The sequence below is a fragment of the Congzhengia minquanensis genome (assembly GCF_014384785.1).
GTDB lineage: Bacteria > Bacillota > Clostridia > UBA1381 > UBA9506 > Congzhengia > Congzhengia minquanensis.
This window is the reverse complement of the sequence record NZ_JACRSU010000001.1, coordinates 722,408-742,560: the sequence shown is the minus strand read 5'-3', so window position 1 is coordinate 742,560 and position 20,153 is coordinate 722,408. Positions and strand designations below refer to the sequence as shown.

The following is a 20,153-nucleotide window of genomic DNA, read 5'->3' as shown; positions in this document are numbered from 1 at the left end:
TAAATTGACAATTCAATATTCGTATGATGTGTCGCATATTGCGTGCAGCTTTATGCGGTGAAAAGGGAATCAGGTTAGAACCCTGAACAGTACTGCTGCTGTAAATGCCGAATGTTTTATGCTTAACGGTGAAAACCGGTCACTGGGAAACTGGGAAGGCAAAGCATAAAACGCAGAGCGATTGCTCTATAAAGCATGAGTCAGAAGACCTGCATTGATGTCGAACCGTGTTTGCCGAATAGGGCATAGGTACGATAGCTTTTTTTGCGTGCGCAAAAAAGTACGAAATCACAGAAAAACAGCTGTGATACCAGATGGATTTCATTTGGTATCACAGTTTTTTTATTCTATTCATTCTAAGGAGGAAGAAATCATGAAAAGAAAAATACATGGACTGCTTGCTTTATTGCTAACGCTTTCCATGCTGACAGGTATGTTTCCCGCAACGGCATTTGCTGTTTCAGCATCTGCCGCGGAGGCAACGGTGTATCTAACCGTAAGCAATCAGGGCTTACTTGCAGCGGATAACGACGGCAAGGCAATGGCAAACAGAGAGGTTACCGTTACCGATAGAAACGGAGACGGAAAGCTTAGCTATGAAGAAGCGCTTGTAGCTGGGCATGAAACATATCATTCCGCTGACGGCTATTCTGCACCCGGCGGATATGTAGGGAAGTTGTGGGGAATTGAATCCGCAAACACTTTGTTTTTTGTAAACAATCAGGGTTTGGCCACAGGTGTAAGTGTCGATACCGTAGCAAACGGAGACCGGCTTGTTGCGTCCATAAACAAGGATAATGTGTATTATTCGGACTGGTATTCCTTCTTTGATGCAACAGAAAAAACGGTAACTGCCAACGAGGAATTTTCCCTTATTTTAAAAGGACATCTCGGTATGGCGTGGACAGACGCGGATAAAGCGGACACTGCGCTTGAAAACATTTCTATCGGCATATGGGAAAACGGCACTTTTTCTGCAATTGAGGGCAAAACGACTGACAGCAACGGAAACGTGACCTTGTCCTTTGAAGAAGCCGGAACCTATACTGTTTCTGCCGAAGGCTTTGCAGAAGATGTGGTCACCGATTATAATTTAATGAATATGTCCACGCAGGATAATCCTGTATATGGTGTGATGGACTTCAGTACATACGAGACACAGATGGCATATACAGAAGCGGATTATGGCGACGGCCCATATCCGGCGGATGAGGTTCTGTATGTGGACTTCATGGAGTGGAAAGAAAACCAAGAAAGCTACCATACGCTCAGAAGCAACCAGCTTATTGCAGACTGCCCGATTATTGCACCCGTCTGCGTTGTAACGGTTGCAGGCGACGCTCCGCAGATGAGTGACGAAGATGCGGTAAATTCCATTTATGAAGAGTTTTCAAAATCGGAGTATGCCAACCTTACCAAAACCCCTCTGATTTTTCCTCTTGAATATAACGGGACAACATATACCAATGTTCTGTCTTATTTAAAGGCTTGGGCACTTTACGAAACGGGACGAGATGTAACAATCGACTTTACGCCGTACATCTATACAACCAATTATAGCGACTGGAGCACCGGAGCTTTAAAAAGCCTGTCCTATGACGGCATGGACATCAACGGTGAAATAACACAGGATTACTTTACAAACAATGCAAATAAAAATATGAACCGTCTGGACAAGGTGACGTTTACAGTCGGTTCGACATCCTCTGAAGAAATTTCAAAGCTTTGTGTAAGCGTTCAGTCACTGCAAAGAACTCCGGAGGAGCTGGTTAACTATGTTGCAGGCCAGCTGCCGTTTCATCGGATTATTGGTTCAAACGCCTCTGCCAATTCGGTGGTTTCGGCGTTGGGAGAGAAATCTGGTTCGAGCACGGCGCTGCCGAACGCATGCGGCCTTTACAATACGACGGCGGTCGATATAAAATGGACAGCCGAAAACGTAAGCGGAAAAAGTGACGCATTCACAATCAATGAAAGAACAAGGGCTACAACGGTTACACGTCCGAATGTGGGTGAAGAGGATGCTGTTTTCGATTTAACGGCAACCGTTGCTTCAAAAGCAGATACTGCAGTGCGCACAAGCATTACGCATAGAATTACGATTCCGGCGTTTGAAGCAGTAACAGTTCCCTTTCACATTACCGAAGGCGCTTCGCTTTCGCTCACTGACAGCTACTATGGCAATGCTGCAGTAGAGGATAAATATATTGTAAAAACGGACGGCGCGCCGGAGGGCTATGACCGATATACCTGTATGCTGCACACAAGCGCGACAGGCAGTGCACAAAAATTTACATATACAGTATCTAAAGAGGGATATATTACAAAAACAGGAACAATCAGTGTAACGGACGGCGGACTTGAGCCAACGGTGGTTGATTTGCCCATCTCCTCCGAAGATGATACCAAACTGAAATCGTTATCGGTCACTGCTCCGTCAGAAGGTTCGTCAGATTTTGTTACAGGCCTTGTTTTTGACCCGGATACATACGAATATCATTTGGATGTTAAGGGAATAAGAACGCTCAAATTTGCAGGCGAAGCGGCCGCGGAAGGCGCAGACATTAAAATTACATCCTATTACAAAAGTCTGGCCGATGCAAACAGCGGCACGCTGACAACAAGCGGAAAGGCAATCACAACCCTTTGCTATCTGCCGGACGAAGCAGATACGAGTTCTGCCATTGTGATAACGGTAACTGCGCCTGAAAGCAGCACACAGCAGGAGAAGACGCGCACATATACCATTCATGTAAATAAATCGGCCGCCAGCGGACCTATGACGGCGTTTGCAATTACGCCTTCCTCCACAACAGGCGGAAAGAAAGATAACTGGGCCGGCAAGGATGGCGAAATGCCGTTGGAAGAGGAGCTAACGCCGGTATTCGTGAACGGATCGCTTGTGCTGGGCACCTATACGGTTAATTACTGGCGCGACCAGATTACAGTGAAACCAACTGCGGCAAATTGTACGATTTTAGTAGGAAATGAAACGGTGGCAAGCGGAAAAGCCTCCTCCGAAATTGCGCTGAATGTGGGTGAAAATAAAATCCCCATTCAAATAACCGATGAAAACGATGTTGTTACCGAATATACCCTTACTGTTTACAGAAAAAGCCAGCTTGATATAACGGCCGTTGAAATAGAAAACGGCGCTTTAAACACAGAATTTGGAGAAAACGGTTCCAATCGCACCGGTAACGGAAGATTCAGCAACGATTCTGATACCCTGCGGTTGAAATTTGACACGAATGTAGCGCAGGACGAGGAAGTTGACATCCGCATTGCATTAAAAGATCAGTCCTACACCGGCAAAGCGGGAGAATTCATCAATGTGCCGGTAAAAGATATGGACACAGCAATGCTTTATGTGTGGCTCTACCGCACGGTAGACGGGGTGAAGGAAGGACAGGTATATATTATTAACATGTCCCGCATGCCTGCTGACTCTCCCAGCAGTGTAGCGTCATATCTTCCGGCGCCCGGCCAGTTTGTAAACCAGCCTATCTATGCAAATCCGAACGCCACTTTGGCGGGAAAACAGGCGGTTACCCTGGGCGCTTTCGGCGGCAACATTGTGTACCGGTATGATACACCGATTGAAAACAACCCGATGAATCCGTACGGCATTGATTTTATTGTAGAGGGAAATGCGTTTACAAACGCAGACGGTACCAGCTCCCAGTCTGCAAGCGAACCGGCGGCAGTTATGGTATCTCAGGACGGGGAACATTGGTATGAGCTGGCAGGCAGCGAATATTATGACGCGAATACCGTTCATAATTTAACCGTGACCTACACCAACCCGGATCCTTCCTTTGCAGGTGCGGTTCATGTGCCGTGGACCGACAATCAAGGCGGCTCAGGCACCATTTTGACAAACGACCATCACACGCAGCCATATTATCCAAATCCCGCCGTATATCAATCGTTCCAAAACGGCATTGGTAAAAATGATACCTATACAGACAAAAGCGTTTCCTTTACCGGCACGAAAACTGCGGGCGCGGTATATCCGGCATTTGGCTACGCAGACAATCATGCGGCCGGCGATGATTCAAACAGCCCTGCCGCCAACCCAAAAGGCAACACGGCGGCAAATCCATATATCGAAAACCACTATGCTGTGTATAACGGCGACGGTTTTGATTTGGATTGGGCAGTAGACGGCGAGGGAAATCCTGTAAAGTTAGACAGTATTTCTTATATTAAGATATATAACCCCTGGTTATACGACGGCGGTGCCACCGGTGAAAAATCGCCGGAAATTTTGCAGGTGCTTCGCGCTGCACCTGCGGAAGAAGCTGTTGGAAAAACAGCGGGGCTTGCCGCTTTAAGCATCAATGGGAAATCCGTTGCGCTGGAAGATGGAACATTTACATATGAAGTGGACGCGGAGGGCGCCAATTCCCTTACCGTTACCCCCACAGCGACAAATGCGGAAGCGAACATCTATGTTTCTAACCAAAGAGTCGGCTCGGGAGCAAGCACAAAAGCGTTTACTGCCGTGGAAAAACTGAGAATTATTGTTCAGGAGGAAAAGAAAGAACCGGCAATTTATCTTTTGAACCTCACCAATGTGAAAGCCGGTGAGAGCAATGCTGACTTAAAATCGCTGACGCTGACTCCGGGCGATGATGTAAAAACTCCCGACGAAAACGGAAAGCTTGCATTTTCCGTTTCAAATTTGGTAAAATCGATCCGATTTGCCCCTGAAATGAATTATCAGCAGGCGACTGCCGTTTTAACCGGTGAAAACATAGAAGATATTGCGCTTCAAAACAAAACATCAAGCCCTGCCATTGCTGTAAGCGTAGGGGAAAATCATTTTATCCTTACGGTTACGTCTGCGGATCAAAGCGAAACAAAAAGTTATTCCGTCACAGTAAACAGAGCGGGCAGCGGCTCGTCTTCGGAACAAGATACGATTGACGTAAAATTCTCTCTTACAGGAGACAAGCTTCACTATGATAAAGAAACCGGTTCCAATACAGGAAAACACACAGACCCGGTATGGATCAAATCCCAGTCGGTAAACATACCCGCAGGTTCCACAGTGAAATATATTACGGAAATGATGCTGAACAATGCGGGGCTTGATTACATTTCCGATGGTATTTATATTTCGGAAATAGACGGGCTTGGTGAATTTGACAACGGGCCAAAATCCGGCTGGATGTATAGACACAACGGCAAGATTGCCAACGAAGGCTATGCCACAAGGGTCTTGTCTGAAAGTGATCAGATTGAGTGGTTCTATACCGACGACTACACCAAAGAAAAAGACTATGAAGAGTGGGATCCCGACGAAGAAGAAGGCACAGGCGGTGGCTCCGGCGGCGGTTCCGGCAGCGGCTCGGGGCACAGAGGCAACGGAACCAATGTTGTTTCGCCGGAGGAACCGGACAAGACAGATCAGACATTCCGTGATGTACCGGAAAGTCACTGGGCGGCTGCCTACATCAAAGACCTGGCTGACAAGAAACTGATAAACGGTAAAAGCGAAACAGAGTTTGCGCCGGAGGACAATATCACCCGTGCGGAATTTGCGGCAATCCTTTCCCGCATGAGCGGCGATGATCTTCCAGCGGCAGACAGTTTCTTTATCGATGTTGCAAATGACGCATGGTATGCGGCAAATGTCACATGGGCAGTAACAGCGGGCGTTGTTAAAGGCGTAAGCGAAACCGAATTTGCACCGGATGCCAACATTACCCGTCAGGACATGGCGGTTATGATTGAGCGTTATGCGGCGTATAAAGCATACACGTTTGCGGCGGAGAACGAAGCGGAACGCTTTGCGGACGAAAACGAGATTGCGGAATATGCAAAGAACGCGGTCAGCACCATGCAGCAGGCGGGCATTATCTCCGGCATGGGCGACAACACGTTTGCACCTCTCTTGTTTGCAACCCGTGCACAGGCGGCAAAAATGCTTGGCGTTTTGCTGGTTGATATGAACAAATAATCCATTGCTACAACGGCTGCAGAAGCGCAGAAAAACGGAGGTATTGAAATTGAAAATCAGAATGAAAAATAAAATCACCATTCTTCTAACAGCAATCATCATACTGAGCAGCTGTATGAACGTGTTTGCGTCAAGCAATCCGAAGTTAGATGAAGCAATTGCTGAAACGGCAAGCTATCTGTATGAAACCGTGCAAAATCCCCAGATTGGCGCAATTGGCGGTGAATGGGCGGTAATCGGGCTGGCCCGAAGCGGATACGATGTGCCGGACAGCTATTATCAGAACTATTACAGCAATGTGGAAGCGTATGTAAAGAATTGCGGCGGCAAGCTGCACGATAAAAAATATACTGAATATTCCAGAGTGATTGTTGCATTAACTGCCATCGGCAAAAATCCGGCGGATGTGGCTGGGTATAACCTGCTTACAGCAATAGGGGATTACGACAATACCATCTGGCAGGGGCTGAACGGCCCTGTCTGGGCGCTGATTGCTTTAGACAGCGGCGGCTATGAAATGCCGCAGAATTCCGATGCGAAAACACAGGCAACACGTGAACTGTATCTAAACCGCATTTTAGAATGTCAGCTCCCTGACGGCGGATGGTCGCTGTTCGGCGGTACGGCGGCGGAAGAAAGCGGAAATAGTGTTTCCGACCCGGACATCACCGGAATGGCGCTGCAAGCCTTAGCGAAGTATCAGGACAGGCCGGAGGTTAAAAAGGCAACCGAAGAAGCGCTCGCCTGCATGTCTGCCATGCAGAACGAAAACGGCGGTTATTCCCATGGCGGTGCAGAAAATTTAGAAAGCAGCGTACAGATGCTAACGGCTTTGTGTGAACTCGGTATTTCTGCAGATGATGCAAGATTTGTGAAAAACGGAAACACTCTGTTAGATGCTGTTTTATCATTCCGAAACAGTGACGGCAGTTTTCAGCATACATCAAACGACAGCGGCAACAGCCAAATGTCAACCGAACAGGGATTTTACGCCATGGTTGCCGCCCAGCGTGCATTGGAGGGCAAAAGCAGTTTGTACCGTATGAGCGATTCGCCCGTTTCTGCCGAAGACGGGGAAACGGATAACGCGGCTGGTCTGCCCGGCAAACACGCAGATGTGTCGGTGAAACCGCTTACAAAACCCGGCGTCACCTTTGCAGATATTGCAGGCCACAGCAATCAGCTGGCCATTGAAGCCTTAGCGGCCCGGGAAATTATTAACGGCAAAAGCGCAGATGCCTTTGATCCGGATGCAACCATGACGCGGGCGGAGTATGCGGCAATTGTGGTAAAAGCGTTAGGGCTTCCCATGAAAGAGGAAGCAAAATTCGAAGATGCAACAAAAACGGACTGGTTCTTTCCGTTTGTAAATACGGCATGCAGCTATGGAATTATCAACGGAATTTCCGAAACGGAATTTAACCCCAACGGCACCATCACCCGTGAAGAAGCAGCTGTGATGACTGCCCGGGCAGCAAAGCTGTGCGGTATGAACACGGAACTTGAAACAGCCGCAGTAAGAGACGTTTTAGCCGGTTTTACCGATTATGTGACGGCCAGCGATTGGGCAAGAAGCGCATTGGCATTTTGCCTGCGCGAACAAATTTTATCTGAGGAAGAAATTGAAATTTTGCCAAAGCAGGAAATTAAGCGCTGTGAAATCGCGCAGATGCTCTATCAGATGTTAGGAGCAGCAAACCAATTGTAGAGGTGGAGCGGCATGAGAAAATACAGGAACAAAATAATCCTCGGCGCGGCAGTTTTGGCGGTTTTGGCGTTTGTGTTCTGGTGGGGCGGCAACGCCCCGGGGCTTCGGGGCTGGAATCCGCAAAGCGAACCCGTTGTTACATCTCCCTCTGTTCCGCCGCAGGAAACAGAAATTCCGCCGGAGCCAGAGCAAACATCGCTTCCGTCGGAAGCGCCGGCAGAAGCTTCTTCCGCTGCGCCGGAGGCGAAAAAGTCAAACGAACCCGCAACTGTGGAAAACAAGCCGGGCGGCAAGGCGAATAAGCCCTTAACAGCAGAGGAAAAAATTGATTTAGCAGAGAAAATCGCCGGAGAAAACCCGCCGGCAAATGAGGCGGGTAGCAAGCAATATGCAAAGCTGCAGGGAATGGACATTAACGACGCAACCGGGAAAGACCAATATCGCACAGAACCCGTGCCGGAGGGCAGGCCTGCGCCGCTGGAGCCGCAAGATGCGGTGATTACCGATACCGCCCATACCTGTACGATTTCCGTGCGCTGCGATTCCATCTTGAAAAATATGGCGTGGCTCGACCCGGAAAAGACGGAGCTCGTTCCTGAAGACGGTGTAATTCTTCCGCCTACGGAGGTCACCTTTTACGAGGGAGAAAGCGTATTTAATTTGCTGGTGCGCGAGATGAAAAAAAATAAAATTCATTTGGAGTTTGTCAATGCTCCAATTTACAACAGCGCATACATAGAGGGAATTCACAACCTGTATGAGCTTGACTGCGGAGAACTGTCGGGCTGGATGTATCAGGTCAACGGCTGGTTCCCCAATTATGGCTGTTCCCGCTATGCGCTGCAGCCCGGAGATAACGTGGAATGGGTATATACCTGTGATTTAGGCGTGGATGTAGGCGGATATTACGCCTCGGCAGGAGATTAAACAATGAAGCATGCTTTTATGGGCTATCACCCAATTGTGAATTTTACATATTTTACGCTGGTGCTGGTGTGCGCAATGTTTTTGCGGCACCCCGCATGTCTGCTGATTTCTCTTTTGTGCAGTTTTTTTTATTCCGTGATACTGAATGGAACAAAGGCATTAAAATTCAATTTGTTCTTTCTGGTGCCCACGCTGCTTGTTTCTGCACTGATGAATCCTGCGTTTAATCACGAAGGCGTGACGATTTTAGCATATCTGCCCAGCGGAAATCCCTTAACACTGGAATCTGTCATGTATGGATTGGCGGCGGCAGCCATGCTGGTAAGCGTTATCAGCTGGTTTTCCTGCTACAATGTAATTATGACCAGCGATAAGTTTATTTATCTGTTCGGGCGCATCATTCCGTCATTGTCGCTGATTTTGTCTATGGCGCTGCGGTTTGTGCCGAAATTCAAGGCGCAGATTCAGGTGGTGTCCAATGCGCAGCGGTGCGTTGGACGGGATGTGTCAAACGGAACTGTTTTTCAGCGTGCAAAAAATGGGTTGACAATTTTGTCCATAATGGTAACATGGACGCTGGAAAACGCAATTGAAACGGCAGACAGCATGAAAAGCCGCGGCTACGGAAGGCCCGGACGAACGGCGTTTTCCATCTTTACCTTCGATTCGCGCGATGCTAAGGCCATGCTTGCCATCTGCACCGCCGGACTTTATACGGTAATCGGCGCATTTTGCGGCGGGCTGTATTACCGCTACTTTCCGTCCATGAAAGGAACGGCTGTAACGCCATATTCCATCAGCGTGTTTGCAGCATATTTCATTCTTTGCATCACGCCGGTGGCGATAGAGCTTTGGGAGGACAGAAAATGGAAAGCTTTCAAATAAATCATGTTACATTTACCTATCCAAATCAATCGAAGCCCGCGCTTTCCGACCTTTGCCTGACCATTCAAAAGGGCGAATTTATAACGCTGTGCGGAAAATCCGGCTGCGGCAAAACCACACTTTTACGGCAGCTCAAGCCGGTGCTTGCCCCGCATGGGACAAAAAGCGGACAGATTTTGTTTGAGGGAACGCCCCTTGACGAATTGAACGACGGCACACAGAGCGAAAAAATCGGTTTTGTTATGCAAAGCCCGGATAATCAGATTGTGACGGACAAGGTGTGGCACGAGCTGGCGTTCGGATTAGAAAGTATGGGGCTCAAAACGCCGGAAATCCGCACAAGGGTTTCGGAAATGGCATCTTTTTTCGGTATTCAAACGTGGTTTCACAAAAAGGTAACGGAATTATCCGGCGGACAAAAGCAGCTTTTAAATTTAGCGTCCATTATGGTGATGCAGCCGTCGGTTTTGATTTTAGACGAACCGACCAGCCAGCTTGACCCCATTGCCGCTGCGGATTTTTTGGAAACCGTGCATAAAATCAACCGGGAATTAGGCACAACCGTCATTCTGACGGAGCATCGGCTGGAAGACGTTTTTCCCATGTCTGACCGTGTGATTGTCTTAGAAGAGGGCAGAATGATTGCCGACAGTACGCCGGGCGGGGTGGGGGCAAAGCTGAAGCAGATGAACCATGAGCTGTTTGTCGCTTTGCCGACACCCATGCGCGTCTATGCAGGGGTGGATAATGCTTATGACTGCCCGGTTACCGTTCGGGAGGGCCGCAAGTGGCTGGAAACCATTGCGGCGGAAAAGGAGCCGGACCTGTCTGCAATTCCGAAGGACCCGGCTTTTTCCTACACCAAGCCGATAATCGAATTGCATGAAGTGTGGTTTCGATATGAAAAGGATGCACCGGATGTGGTGAAAGGGCTTTCTGCGGATATTTACGAGGGCGAGTTTTTTGCAATCGTAGGCGGCAACGGAACCGGGAAAACCACGACGCTTTCCATCATCAGCGGCATTTTAAACCCCTGCCGCGGTGAAGTGAAATTGGACGGACGGAAGCTTTCAAGCATCAGCGACGCGGAAAAATTCGGAGGGCTTTTGGGCGTATTGCCGCAAAGCCCACAGGCGTTATTTGTAAAAAAGACGGTGGCACTGGACTTGCAGGAGATGCTAAAAGGCAAAAAGATGACCGCCGCAGAAAAGGAAGAACGCATTGCACAGGCCGTGCGGCTGTGTGAATTGGAGCCGCTTTTAACCATGCACCCATACGATCTATCCGGCGGGGAACAGCAAAGAGCAGCGCTGGCAAAGGTGTTGCTTCTGCGTCCGCGCATTTTACTTTTGGACGAGCCGACCAAGGGGCTGGATGGGCATTTTAAAGAAAAGCTTGCGGGAATATTAAAGAATTTGCAAGCTGCCGGCACTACCATTGTGCTGGTGTCGCACGACATTGAATTTTGCGCCAAATATGCCGACCGCTGCGCCATGTTTTTTGACGGCGGCATTACCAGCTGCGATACGCCCCGCAGGTTTTTCGGAGGCAAAAGCTTTTACACCACGGCGGCAAACCGGATGGCCCGTACCACCATGCCGGACGCGGTGCTGGCTGAGGACATGATTCTCGCATTGGGCGGCAGAGTGCTGGAGCAGAAAAAACAAAAGCACGAAAGCGGCTACACAGTGCAGAACAATCGGGGCTTAAAAGAAAAAACGAAAGAAACAAAAAAGCCAACGCCGAAGCGAACGGCGCTGGGCGGTGGAATGATTGGGTTGTTTGTCATAACGGCGCTGTTGTTTCACGAAAAGTTTGCAGACTGGCGGCAATATCTGGTGCAGTTTGCCCTTGTGCTGGAAGCGGGGCTTGCTCTTTCGGCATTTTTTCCCGGACAAGAGCTGGCGGCGGCCGACCGGTCAGTTCAGCCGCAAAGCGAAAAGCGAAATTTATCCAAACGTACATGGGCGGCGCTTGCAATGGTTTTGCTTGCCGTTCCGCTGACTATTTTTATCGGCTGTTTTTATCTGGCTGACCGGAAATATTACTTTATCAGCCTTATGATTATATTAGAAACATTTTTGCCGTTTGGCATGGTTTTTGAGGGCAGAAAACCTCAGGCCCGTGAACTGGTGATTGTCAGCGTGCTGTGTGCGCTTGCGGTTGCAGGACGTGCGGCATTTTTCATGCTTCCGCAGTTTAAGCCGGTGGTAGCGGTGGTGATAATCGCCGGAGTGTGCTTCGGCGGAGAAACAGGCTTTTTAGTGGGCGCAGTTACCGGCTTTGTTTCGAATTTTTTCTTTGGACAAAGCCCACTGACACCGTGGCAGATGTTTTCCTTTGGCATCATCGGATTTTTTGCGGGTGTGCTATTCCGCAAAGGGCTTTTGCGGAAGACGAAAAGCGCGCTGTGCATTTTCGGAGGACTTACGACATTTTTCCTCTACGGCGGCATTATGAACACAGCGTCTGTGTTCATGTGGCAGGCAAAACCCAATGCCGCAGCGTTTATGACAGCCTATCTGATGGGAATTCCGTTTGACTTAATTCATGCGTTCGCTACCGTGTTTTTTCTCTATTTTATCTCCGGCGCAATGATTGAGAAGCTAGACCGGATTAAGGTGAAATATGGATTGCTGGAACGGTGAAAAGGACATTTAGAGTATATCCAATATTTAAATGCCGTCTTGAAAAAATCAAGACGGCATTCATTTTTTCTATTGATTCATACCGCAAGGGTATGTGGATTCCGATTGTTTTTTGCCTTGCTTTACCAAATTATAGAAGCGATAGCCTCCCGAAAAGTTATAGCAGTTGTAACCATTTTGCGAGAGTATCCGGCAGGCAAGGTAACTGCGCAGACCGCTTTGACACATCACATAAACTGGTTTATTTTTCGGAATTTCACTCAGCCGTTCCCGCAGATCATCCACCGGAATATTCATAAACCCGTCTGCGTGACCGCCTGCATATTCCATAGGCGTTCTGCTGTCAAGCAGCGTTACGCTGCCGTCACGGGGAAGCGCGTCCACCTCGTCGTGATGAAACTGTTTTACCTTCTCAGTAACAATATTTTCAATCATAAATCCTGCCATATTCACAGGATCCTTTGCTGAGGAATAGGGAGGCGCATAGGCAAGGTCTAGGTCTGCAAGGGCTGTCGCTTTCATTCCGGCGCGGATCGCTGTTGCCAGCACGTCAATCCGCTTGTCTACGCCGTCGAAGCCCACAATCTGCGCACCCAAAAGCTTTAAGGTTTTCTTTTCATAAAGAACTTTCATGGTCATTACCTTGCCGCCCGGATAGTAGCCTGCATGAGAAGCCGGAGATAATACGACGCGTTCGTAATCAATCTCCGCCGCTTTTGCCGCCGCTTCGTTAATTCCTGTGGAGGCCGCGGTCATGTCAAACACCTTAATCACCGATGATCCCTGCGAACCCCGGTAAACACTGTTTCCGCCGCAGATGTTATCTGCCGCGATGCGCCCTTGCTTGTTGGCAGGGCCGGCAAGTGAGATTAAGGCTTTCTTACCCGTTACAAAATGCCTTATTTCAACTGCGTCGCCCACTGCGTAAACGTCCTGTGCAGAGGTTTCCATTTTGTCGTTTACGAGAATACTGCCTTTCAGCCCAAGCTCTAAGCCTGCTTCTTTGGCAAGTGCTGTATCGGGTGTTACGCCTATGCTAAGCAACACAATATCTGATGCAATCTCACAGCCGCCGGCTGTTTTGGTTACTGTAGTATTCTCCTTTGTTTCAAATCCTGTTACAGCAGTATTCAGCATCAGACGAATTCCGTGGCTTTCCATTTGCGCATGAACTGCACACGCCATGTCAAAATCCAACGGCGCCAACAAATGGTCGGCATATTCAATCAAGGATACTTTTAACCCTAATTCTGCAAGATTTTCTGCCATTTCAATGCCGATAAACCCGCCGCCGATCACCGTTGCTGTTTTTGGTTTTTCTGCACTGATAAATTTGTGAACTTTCAGCGTATCCTCCACCGTGCGAAGCGTGAAAATTTTGTCGCTGTCAATTCCCGGCATATTCGGCTGCGTGGGCTTTGCCCCGGGAGAAAGAATCAGCTTATCATAGCTTTCTTCATAGGTTTTTCCTGTGTCCAATCCACAAACGGTAACAATTTTCTTTTCCGTATCGATTGCAGTAACCTCATGGCGAACCCGCATATCCACCCGGAATCTGTCCCAAAAGCTGCCGGGAGTCTGCAAGGTAAGCTGATTTTCGTCCGTTATTACACCGCCGACATAATAGGGCAGACCGCAGTTGGCATAGGAAATATAGCCTGTTCGTTCAAAAACAATGATTTGTGCATTTTCGTCAAGACGACGAATTCTTGCAGCAGCAGATGCGCCGCCTGCAACACCGCCGACAATCACTACTTTCATTTTTATTCTCCTTTCTCAGTTTCCCCGTTATATTGATAGATACCGCCGATATTGGTAACGTTGGTATATCCAAGATGCTTTAAACCGCGCTGTGCCTGCGCGCTTCTTCCTCCGCTCAGACAATGAACAAAAATCGGAGTGTTTTTGTCTGTTATTTTTTGATTTACCGTTTCTAACTGATTCAATGGAATGTTCATACTGCCTGGAATATGAACCTGTTTATATTCTTCTGGTGTGCGTACGTCTAATAGAACAGCGCCCAGCGTATTTTTCATTTTTTTTACGCCGTCATTCATATTCATGGGTTTCGATAAATGAAATAGGCTCATTTCTTATCCTCCTTTAATTTTTAGATTTATAATAAATTTTATTTTATTATATCATTAAAGTCTAGATGGAAAAGTGACTAAGTCTCATTTTGACAAAAAAATTACACGAAACTTTTTAATTCCGTGTAACCTGCCATTTAATTCAATTGGCGAAGTGCATCAATATCTTTTAGCGTAATGCAACCCCGCTTATACGCAACCAATCCATCAGATGCAAATCGCTTAAGCATTCTTGCTACTACCTCGCGTGCCGAATTGGTATGCAGCGCAATCTGTTCATGAGTCATTTTTATGTTCCGCAGACCGGTGCGTTTATATTCATCTAGTAAAAAAGACGCCAGTCTGCGGTCATAGCCTTTGAATAAAATCATTTGCATTGTCCACATTACAGAGGAAAAACGTTCCGTAAGCAATTCATACATAAAACAACGTACATAAATATTCTGCCTTGTAAGCCTTTCGAACGCTGCGGTATTGATTACCAGCAAATCGCAATCTTTTGATGCTGACATCTGCGTATCAAATGTAATTTGATTGACTGCGCAAGAGGCTGTCAGTACGCAGAGTTCTTCTTGTTGAAGCCGGTACAGCGTAATTTCCCGACCTTCTTCAGAAAGGATACAGGTGCGCAGTTCGCCGCTTAATACCATTGTTAAGCCAAGACAATCTGTTTCGCAGTTATGAATGATTTGATTTTTTGAGTAATGCCGCACCGATGAAGATGCTTGTACAAGTTCTTTTTCGTCCTTTGAGAGCTGTTCCCAGAAGGGAAGTTTTTTTAATACCGTTAACTCTGTCATTTTTATTCCTCTTTTCGTTTCTGCAATAAGGGAAGGGAGCCGTTACGTCTTATCTATCATAAGCCGGTCTGCTATATTTAGGGAAAAGAAAAAGTACAGCACTTCATGTACTGTACAGATGGTGGTGCGGATAACAGGACTTGAACCTGCACGATATTGCTATCACAGGCACCTGAAGCCTGCGCGTCTGCCAATTCCGCCATATCCGCATATTTATTTCTTATTTGACAACAGAAATTATTTTAACATAGTTTCAACAAAAAGTCAATATCTTTCCGAAAAAAATATGCGGCAAAAAAACGGCCGCTTTAAAGTTATGGCGGCCGTTTGAAACTAACAGAAAACAGATTTTAAAAATTGCAGGCTTTCTTCCGCGCTCTTTACAAAGTCGCCGGGGCTTGCCCCCTCAATGCTGATGCGCAGATCGTAGCTCGCTTTGTCAAGGGCATTTTTCACCGTGGGGTAGTCAAACCCGTCGTGTTCCATAGGATACAGCCTGCCTTCAGGCCGCGCAATGTGAACGTGCCTTAAAATGTCCCCATTTTTAGAAATTTCGTCTAAGGACTCGTTTTCCAGCGCTACGTGGTAGATATCCGCCAGCAGCATTACGTTGGGGTGGTGTAGCTTTCTGCACAGCGCCGCCCCTTCTGCAACGGTGTTTAATACATTGGTTTCTTTTTTGTTCAGCGGCTCTAACACAATGGTTGTTCCAAATTCGTTCGCCGCGTCGCCGGCAATGCAGATTGCTTCCTCAAGCTGTTTTATGCAGTCTTCTTTTTGTTCCCCTTCGTCAATGCATCTTGACTTTCCGCTGCCCAGCACACAGGTGTGAATTCCAAGCTGCGCACCGTTATAAAGCGCCTTTTTACAATATTCACGAACCCGGTTTTTGTCAAACAACCGGCCGCACAGCTTTACCTCCGCAGAAAAGAAGCAGTTTGCCGCCTCGGCGGGAACGCCGCAGGCCGCCAGCACATTTGCAGTTTCTTTTATTTCGCCGTTCGTCATTTCATACACCTGGGAGAGGTTTAGCTCTGCATAGTCTGCCATGCCTTTTTTAAGCTGAGCAATTTGTTTTGCCCCCGCACATATTCCAATTTTCATTTTTTCCGCCGCCTTCCTTTTAAAATTCAATGGTATCTTATCACAGCCGCAAAATAAAGTCAATACATAGAATAAAATTTATTAAATTTCCCTTAATTTGCGCAAATCAGGCTTTTTTTAAAAAATATTTCAATTTTAGGGAACTTTTTTGTTAAGAAAATGTCTAAGTAAGTAGAAGCTGAAAAAAGCAGCTTAAAACGGACAAATATAAATATACATAAAAGTCCAAAAACAAGGAGGAACGATTATGAACAACAAAAAAAGAATATTGGCAATCGCCGCAGTGATTTGCGTACTTTCCGGCAGCATGGCTTATGCGGAATATGACCCGGATAAGGTGATTGATCCCACCAATCCGATTATGACATTGTCGGCTGACGGTGAAGCGGAGGATGCGCCGAGCGTAATGAATGGTGCAACACTTCCCTCTGTATCGGTAAAAGAAGTAAACGGCGTTAAAATGATTCCGCTGCGTAGTGTGGCGGAAGGCTTAGGATATACCGTAACCTGGAAGGGCGAAAGCAGATCCATCGACGTGTTGAAGGGCGCACAGTACATAACAATGTCCATCGACAAAGACGAATATGCATTCTCCCGCCGTGCTCCCCAGCCTCTGGGCGCAGCACCCACTCTGGTTGGCGATTCAACCTTTGTTCCGCTGAGCTTTGTTGACGAAATCATCGGCGGATATTATGAGGAAAACGAAGATGGCACCTATAAAATCGTAAACCCCAGCATTGTAACCGTAACCGAAGTTACTGAGGGCGGCTCGCTGGTTGTTGAGGATGGCTATCTGGGAACCGTTGTGGTTCACATTGGTGAAGGCACCGTAATCACTGCCGGCGGCAAAGAAGCAAAAGCAGAGGACATTAAGGCTGAAATGGTTTTGGGCATTGAATATAGCCCGGCTATGACCGCAAGTCTGCCCCCTCAAACCACAGCAGTGAAAATTATGATTGAAAACCAGGAAATGGAACCGGAAGACGAACAGAAAGAAGAGTTTACGTTTGACGGCGAAATTACAGAAATCAGCGAAAACCTTGTAACCATTGGCAAAGCGTTTGAAGACGAAGATGCAATGCGTCTGGTTGTTTCAGACGACACCGTGATTACAAAGGGCAACGACAAAAGAGTTTATAAATTAGAAGACTTAAAAGTCGGTATGGAAATTTCCGGAACCCACTCAGAGGCAATGACCATGAGCATTCCCCCCCAGACGGCTGCATTCACAATCAACATCAAGGCTGATGCAGACGTTGAAGAAGGAGACGAGCTTGAAGCCATTGAGGCAGAAGGCAAAATCATTGAAATTACAGAAGACGGCAAAGTTGTTATCAAAGAAGATGAAGACGACATGGGCGTGGCCTTAATCGTAACAGACGAAACCGTTATTAAAAAAGGCAACGACAAGAGAATTTATAAGCTGGACGATTTAGAAGTCGGCATGAAGATCTCTGCAAAACACAGCCCTGTGATGACAAGAAGCATTCCCCCTCAAACAGTGGCGTTTGAAATCACCATTGAGGACTAATTAATCCCACGATATACCCCTATATTACCATAAAATACCCTCTTTAAAAAACCCCTTTCCGGCAAAGCTTTGCCGGAAAGGGGTTTTTGCTTTATGCACAAATATCTTTTGCACAGGGCAGTCCGCTGCCGGGGGCTGCGCTCATTACCGCGTTTATAATTGCTTGTTCCACAACCTCCGCCGCAATGGTGCCTGTTACATTCACGTCTGCATTCACATCTCCGACCGACATGGCATAAATGCTGTCCCCGTCCGCCGAGGTGTTAACGGGAGAAATGCACCGTACCAGGCCGTTGTGAGCCATCTGCGCAATTTTGTTCATTTCAGATTTTGAGAATTTTCCGTTGGTAACAACCACACCAATGGTGGTGTTTCCCACAAAGGGGTTATCTACCCGTTGGATAGATTTCAGCATTTCGTCACAGGTGCTGCGAAATCCCTTTTTGTCCTCAGACAGCAGTCCGGCAACAATTTTGCCGCCCTGATAAATATCGCCTAAGGCATTTACGCAAACAATTGCCCCCACCTTCAGTGTGCCAAGCTGAACGGCAAAAGAGCCAATGCCCGATTTTAAGGCAAATTCCGGGCCCAAAAACTTTCCAACTGTTGCGCCGCAGCCGGCGCCGAAGCTGCCGTTTTGATAGTTTCCCGCTTCTGCATTTACGCAAGCCTGATAGCCCATGTTGAAATCGGGCCGCACGTTTTTATCGCCCAGACCCAAATCAAAAATGGAAGAAGCGCAAACCAGCGGCACCTTTGTAATTCCTGTGTCAAACCCAATGTCTTTTTCTTCTAAATAGCGCATTGCGCCGCCTGCCGCATCAAGCCCAAAGGCGCTGCCGCCGCACAGCAAAACTGCGTGCACGCCGGTTGACGCCGCTAAGGGCGACAGAAGAGGTGTTTCCCTGGAGGCAGGGCCGCCTCCGCGAATATCCACCCCGCAGGGGGCGCAGGTTTCACAGAGAATGGCGGTTACACCCGTTTTTGCCTCCTGATTTTCGGCGTTTCCAATCTTTATATTTTCAATTTCTAAGATGCTGATTTCTTTCATGCTTCATTTCCTTTTTTCAGGACTTTCAACAGCGGTTTGCTGATTGCCGTGCCAATTACCGCGCAGGAAACTGCTTCCACCACGCCGTTCACGCCCACCATGGCGGTTAAAAAGGCAAACACGTTTACGCCGCCGCGCATGTTCAAAACATATTCTGTGTTTCCAAAGAATAGCATAAACGCAGACATGAAAAACAGCGTATTCATCAGCGCGCCGGAAATGCTGGCAATGCACACGGAAACTACGCTGTCATTTCCTTTGCGGTTTAAGCCCCGGTATAACAGGCCGCAGAGCCAGCCCATTAAAATTCTGGGAATAAAGCACAAAATGGCAGAGAAGAACGGGTTAATGGAAAATAACACGCTTCCTAACGGGCTTGCACCGCCAACCGCCTGCATAAAACTGGTAAGACCGAATATTGCGCCTAAAAACGCACCCACTGAAGGCCCGGTTGTAATGGCGCCGATGATAACCGGAATGGTTAGAAACGTAATATCAAAGGGCCCCACCTTTAAATATCCAATGGGCGTAAAGGACAGGACGAAAATCACTGCTGTTAAAAGCGCTGTTCGTGTGAATACTGAGATTTTTAAATTTTTCATTTTTGTCTTCCTTTCATTCTGTATTTTATTGGTTTTATAGACGGGATTGAATCTGAAACCCTTTTATAAATTAAAATTTTTTTAATAGCTGCATTCAAATAAAAACATTTCACAGTTATCGTCAATGGCAATGTCTTTGGAAAAAGAGGAATACGTTTTAATTGTTGTAAATCCGATTTCCATCAAATATTGTTCCATTTCTCCGAACTGATAAAGATGTGTTTGAAAATCCATAGGCTCACTTTGTAACAGTTCTGTTCCATTATATAGTTCATAGATGCTTGGGGAAAACTGTGTTTGACTTTTTTCGTCATAATAATTTTTATTTTTTAAGATTAAATCAAATCCCTCTTTGGTCTTTACAGAAACTGATACATTGTATTCGCTGTCATCTGGACACCGATCGGCAACTGTATCAACTGCAAAAACCAATTTACCCCCAGGCAACAGCAATTTTTTCAATTTGTTTAAAATAGTTTTACACAAGCCTATGTCTGTGAACAATGAAACTGAGCCGGAGGAAATAAAAATATAATGAAATTTTTCCTCGCAGGCATAGTCTGTAATATCTGCCTGAATAACTTGTGCATCTGAAGCCTTTTGTTTTAGTTTTTCCAGCATTTCACCCGACAAATCTATTCCGCTGATATGAAGGCCCCTTTCCATAAAGGGGATAAGAAAACGTCCGCTTCCGCACAAAGGTTCTAAAATTTTTTCTCCTTGTTTTGCATAGGACAGATAAAATTCCAGTTCGTCCTGTGGCGCCTTTTTATGTAAAATTTCATACATTTCGGTGCACAAGCTGCCGTAATAATTTTGTTTTAATTCCATCGTTTTGG

The 20,153-nt window shown here is 47.0% G+C and carries 13 protein-coding genes, 1 tRNA gene and 1 riboswitch; of the genes, 6 read left to right on the top strand and 8 right to left on the bottom strand.

What is annotated here, in order from left to right:
- Positions 1-11: 11 nt before the first annotated feature.
- A riboswitch (cobalamin riboswitch) is annotated at positions 12-231 on the top strand.
- Positions 232-373: 142 nt separating this feature from the next.
- From H8698_RS03525 to H8698_RS03505, 5 genes are read left to right on the top strand one after another with little or no spacing between them, the layout of a single operon-like run.
- On the top strand, positions 374-5,968 hold the full coding sequence (locus H8698_RS03525) for an S-layer homology domain-containing protein (protein WP_249311184.1): 5,595 nt from the start codon (positions 374-376) through the stop codon (positions 5,966-5,968).
- 49 nt (positions 5,969-6,017) lie between these two features.
- Positions 6,018-7,676, top strand: a complete 1,659-nt coding sequence (locus tag H8698_RS03520; protein WP_249311183.1) for an S-layer homology domain-containing protein — start codon at positions 6,018-6,020, stop codon at positions 7,674-7,676.
- Between the two features lie 12 nt (positions 7,677-7,688).
- Positions 7,689-8,603, top strand: coding sequence for a DUF4430 domain-containing protein (locus H8698_RS03515; RefSeq protein WP_249311182.1), 915 nt, complete (start codon positions 7,689-7,691; stop codon positions 8,601-8,603).
- A 3-nt stretch (positions 8,604-8,606) separates the two neighbouring features.
- Positions 8,607-9,488, top strand: a complete 882-nt coding sequence (locus H8698_RS03510; protein ID WP_249311181.1) for an energy-coupling factor transporter transmembrane component T — start codon at positions 8,607-8,609, stop codon at positions 9,486-9,488.
- Positions 9,470-12,136: an ATP-binding cassette domain-containing protein gene (locus H8698_RS03505; protein ID WP_249311180.1), complete on the top strand. Its 2,667-nt coding sequence runs from the start codon at positions 9,470-9,472 to the stop codon at positions 12,134-12,136. The genes H8698_RS03510 and H8698_RS03505 overlap by 19 nt, the downstream gene beginning before the upstream one ends.
- A gap of 69 nt (positions 12,137-12,205) precedes the next feature.
- On the opposite strand, the gene H8698_RS03500 is transcribed toward H8698_RS03505, so the two are convergent.
- The 5 genes from H8698_RS03500 to H8698_RS03480 form a co-directional block, all read right to left on the bottom strand.
- Entirely contained in the window at positions 12,206-13,897 is a 1,692-nt protein-coding gene (locus H8698_RS03500) for an FAD-dependent oxidoreductase (RefSeq protein ID WP_249311179.1), read from the bottom strand.
- A gap of 2 nt (positions 13,898-13,899) precedes the next feature.
- Positions 13,900-14,226 (bottom strand): rhodanese-like domain-containing protein, encoded by a 327-nt coding sequence (locus H8698_RS03495; protein WP_249311178.1) that lies wholly within the window; start codon positions 14,224-14,226, stop codon positions 13,900-13,902.
- A gap of 137 nt (positions 14,227-14,363) precedes the next feature.
- Entirely contained in the window at positions 14,364-15,026 is a 663-nt protein-coding gene (locus H8698_RS03490) for a Crp/Fnr family transcriptional regulator (RefSeq protein WP_249311177.1), read from the bottom strand.
- Positions 15,027-15,148: 122 nt separating this feature from the next.
- Positions 15,149-15,235: transfer RNA gene (locus H8698_RS03485), tRNA-Leu, on the bottom strand.
- A gap of 124 nt (positions 15,236-15,359) precedes the next feature.
- Positions 15,360-16,130 (bottom strand): sugar phosphate isomerase/epimerase family protein, encoded by a 771-nt coding sequence (locus H8698_RS03480; protein WP_249311176.1) that lies wholly within the window; start codon positions 16,128-16,130, stop codon positions 15,360-15,362.
- A 247-nt stretch (positions 16,131-16,377) separates the two neighbouring features.
- Between H8698_RS03480 and H8698_RS03475 the strand changes: the two genes are divergently transcribed.
- Positions 16,378-17,661 carry a copper amine oxidase N-terminal domain-containing protein gene (locus H8698_RS03475; protein WP_249311175.1) on the top strand — a complete coding sequence of 428 codons (1,284 nt, stop codon included), beginning with the start codon at positions 16,378-16,380 and terminating at the stop codon, positions 17,659-17,661.
- A gap of 91 nt (positions 17,662-17,752) precedes the next feature.
- Here H8698_RS03475 and H8698_RS03470 read toward each other — a convergent pair whose 3' ends face one another.
- The 3 genes from H8698_RS03470 to H8698_RS03460 form a co-directional block, all read right to left on the bottom strand.
- Complete coding sequence (locus tag H8698_RS03470; RefSeq protein ID WP_249311174.1) at positions 17,753-18,712, bottom strand: P1 family peptidase; 960 nt, start codon at positions 18,710-18,712, stop codon at positions 17,753-17,755.
- Positions 18,709-19,314 carry an ECF transporter S component gene (locus H8698_RS03465; protein ID WP_177678179.1) on the bottom strand — a complete coding sequence of 202 codons (606 nt, stop codon included), beginning with the start codon at positions 19,312-19,314 and terminating at the stop codon, positions 18,709-18,711. The genes H8698_RS03470 and H8698_RS03465 overlap by 4 nt, the downstream gene beginning before the upstream one ends.
- Before the next feature lie 81 nt (positions 19,315-19,395).
- On the bottom strand, positions 19,396-20,145 hold the full coding sequence (locus H8698_RS03460) for a class I SAM-dependent methyltransferase (RefSeq protein WP_249311173.1): 750 nt from the start codon (positions 20,143-20,145) through the stop codon (positions 19,396-19,398).
- Positions 20,146-20,153: the final 8 nt, after the last annotated feature.

Coding starts and splice junctions, on each gene's coding strand:
- H8698_RS03480 (WP_249311176.1), bottom strand. CDS start 16,130: ATGAAAATTGGAATATGTGCGGGGGCAAAACAAATTGCTCAGCTTAAA.
- H8698_RS03515 (WP_249311182.1), top strand. CDS start 7,689: ATGAGAAAATACAGGAACAAAATAATCCTCGGCGCGGCAGTTTTGGCG.
- H8698_RS03525 (WP_249311184.1), top strand. CDS start 374: ATGAAAAGAAAAATACATGGACTGCTTGCTTTATTGCTAACGCTTTCC.
- H8698_RS03510 (WP_249311181.1), top strand. CDS start 8,607: ATGAAGCATGCTTTTATGGGCTATCACCCAATTGTGAATTTTACATAT.
- H8698_RS03490 (WP_249311177.1), bottom strand. CDS start 15,026: ATGACAGAGTTAACGGTATTAAAAAAACTTCCCTTCTGGGAACAGCTC.
- H8698_RS03495 (WP_249311178.1), bottom strand. CDS start 14,226: ATGAGCCTATTTCATTTATCGAAACCCATGAATATGAATGACGGCGTA.
- H8698_RS03505 (WP_249311180.1), top strand. CDS start 9,470: ATGGAAAGCTTTCAAATAAATCATGTTACATTTACCTATCCAAATCAA.
- H8698_RS03500 (WP_249311179.1), bottom strand. CDS start 13,897: ATGAAAGTAGTGATTGTCGGCGGTGTTGCAGGCGGCGCATCTGCTGCT.
- H8698_RS03475 (WP_249311175.1), top strand. CDS start 16,378: ATGAACAACAAAAAAAGAATATTGGCAATCGCCGCAGTGATTTGCGTA.
- H8698_RS03470 (WP_249311174.1), bottom strand. CDS start 18,712: ATGAAAGAAATCAGCATCTTAGAAATTGAAAATATAAAGATTGGAAAC.
- H8698_RS03460 (WP_249311173.1), bottom strand. CDS start 20,145: ATGGAATTAAAACAAAATTATTACGGCAGCTTGTGCACCGAAATGTAT.
- H8698_RS03465 (WP_177678179.1), bottom strand. CDS start 19,314: ATGAAAAATTTAAAAATCTCAGTATTCACACGAACAGCGCTTTTAACA.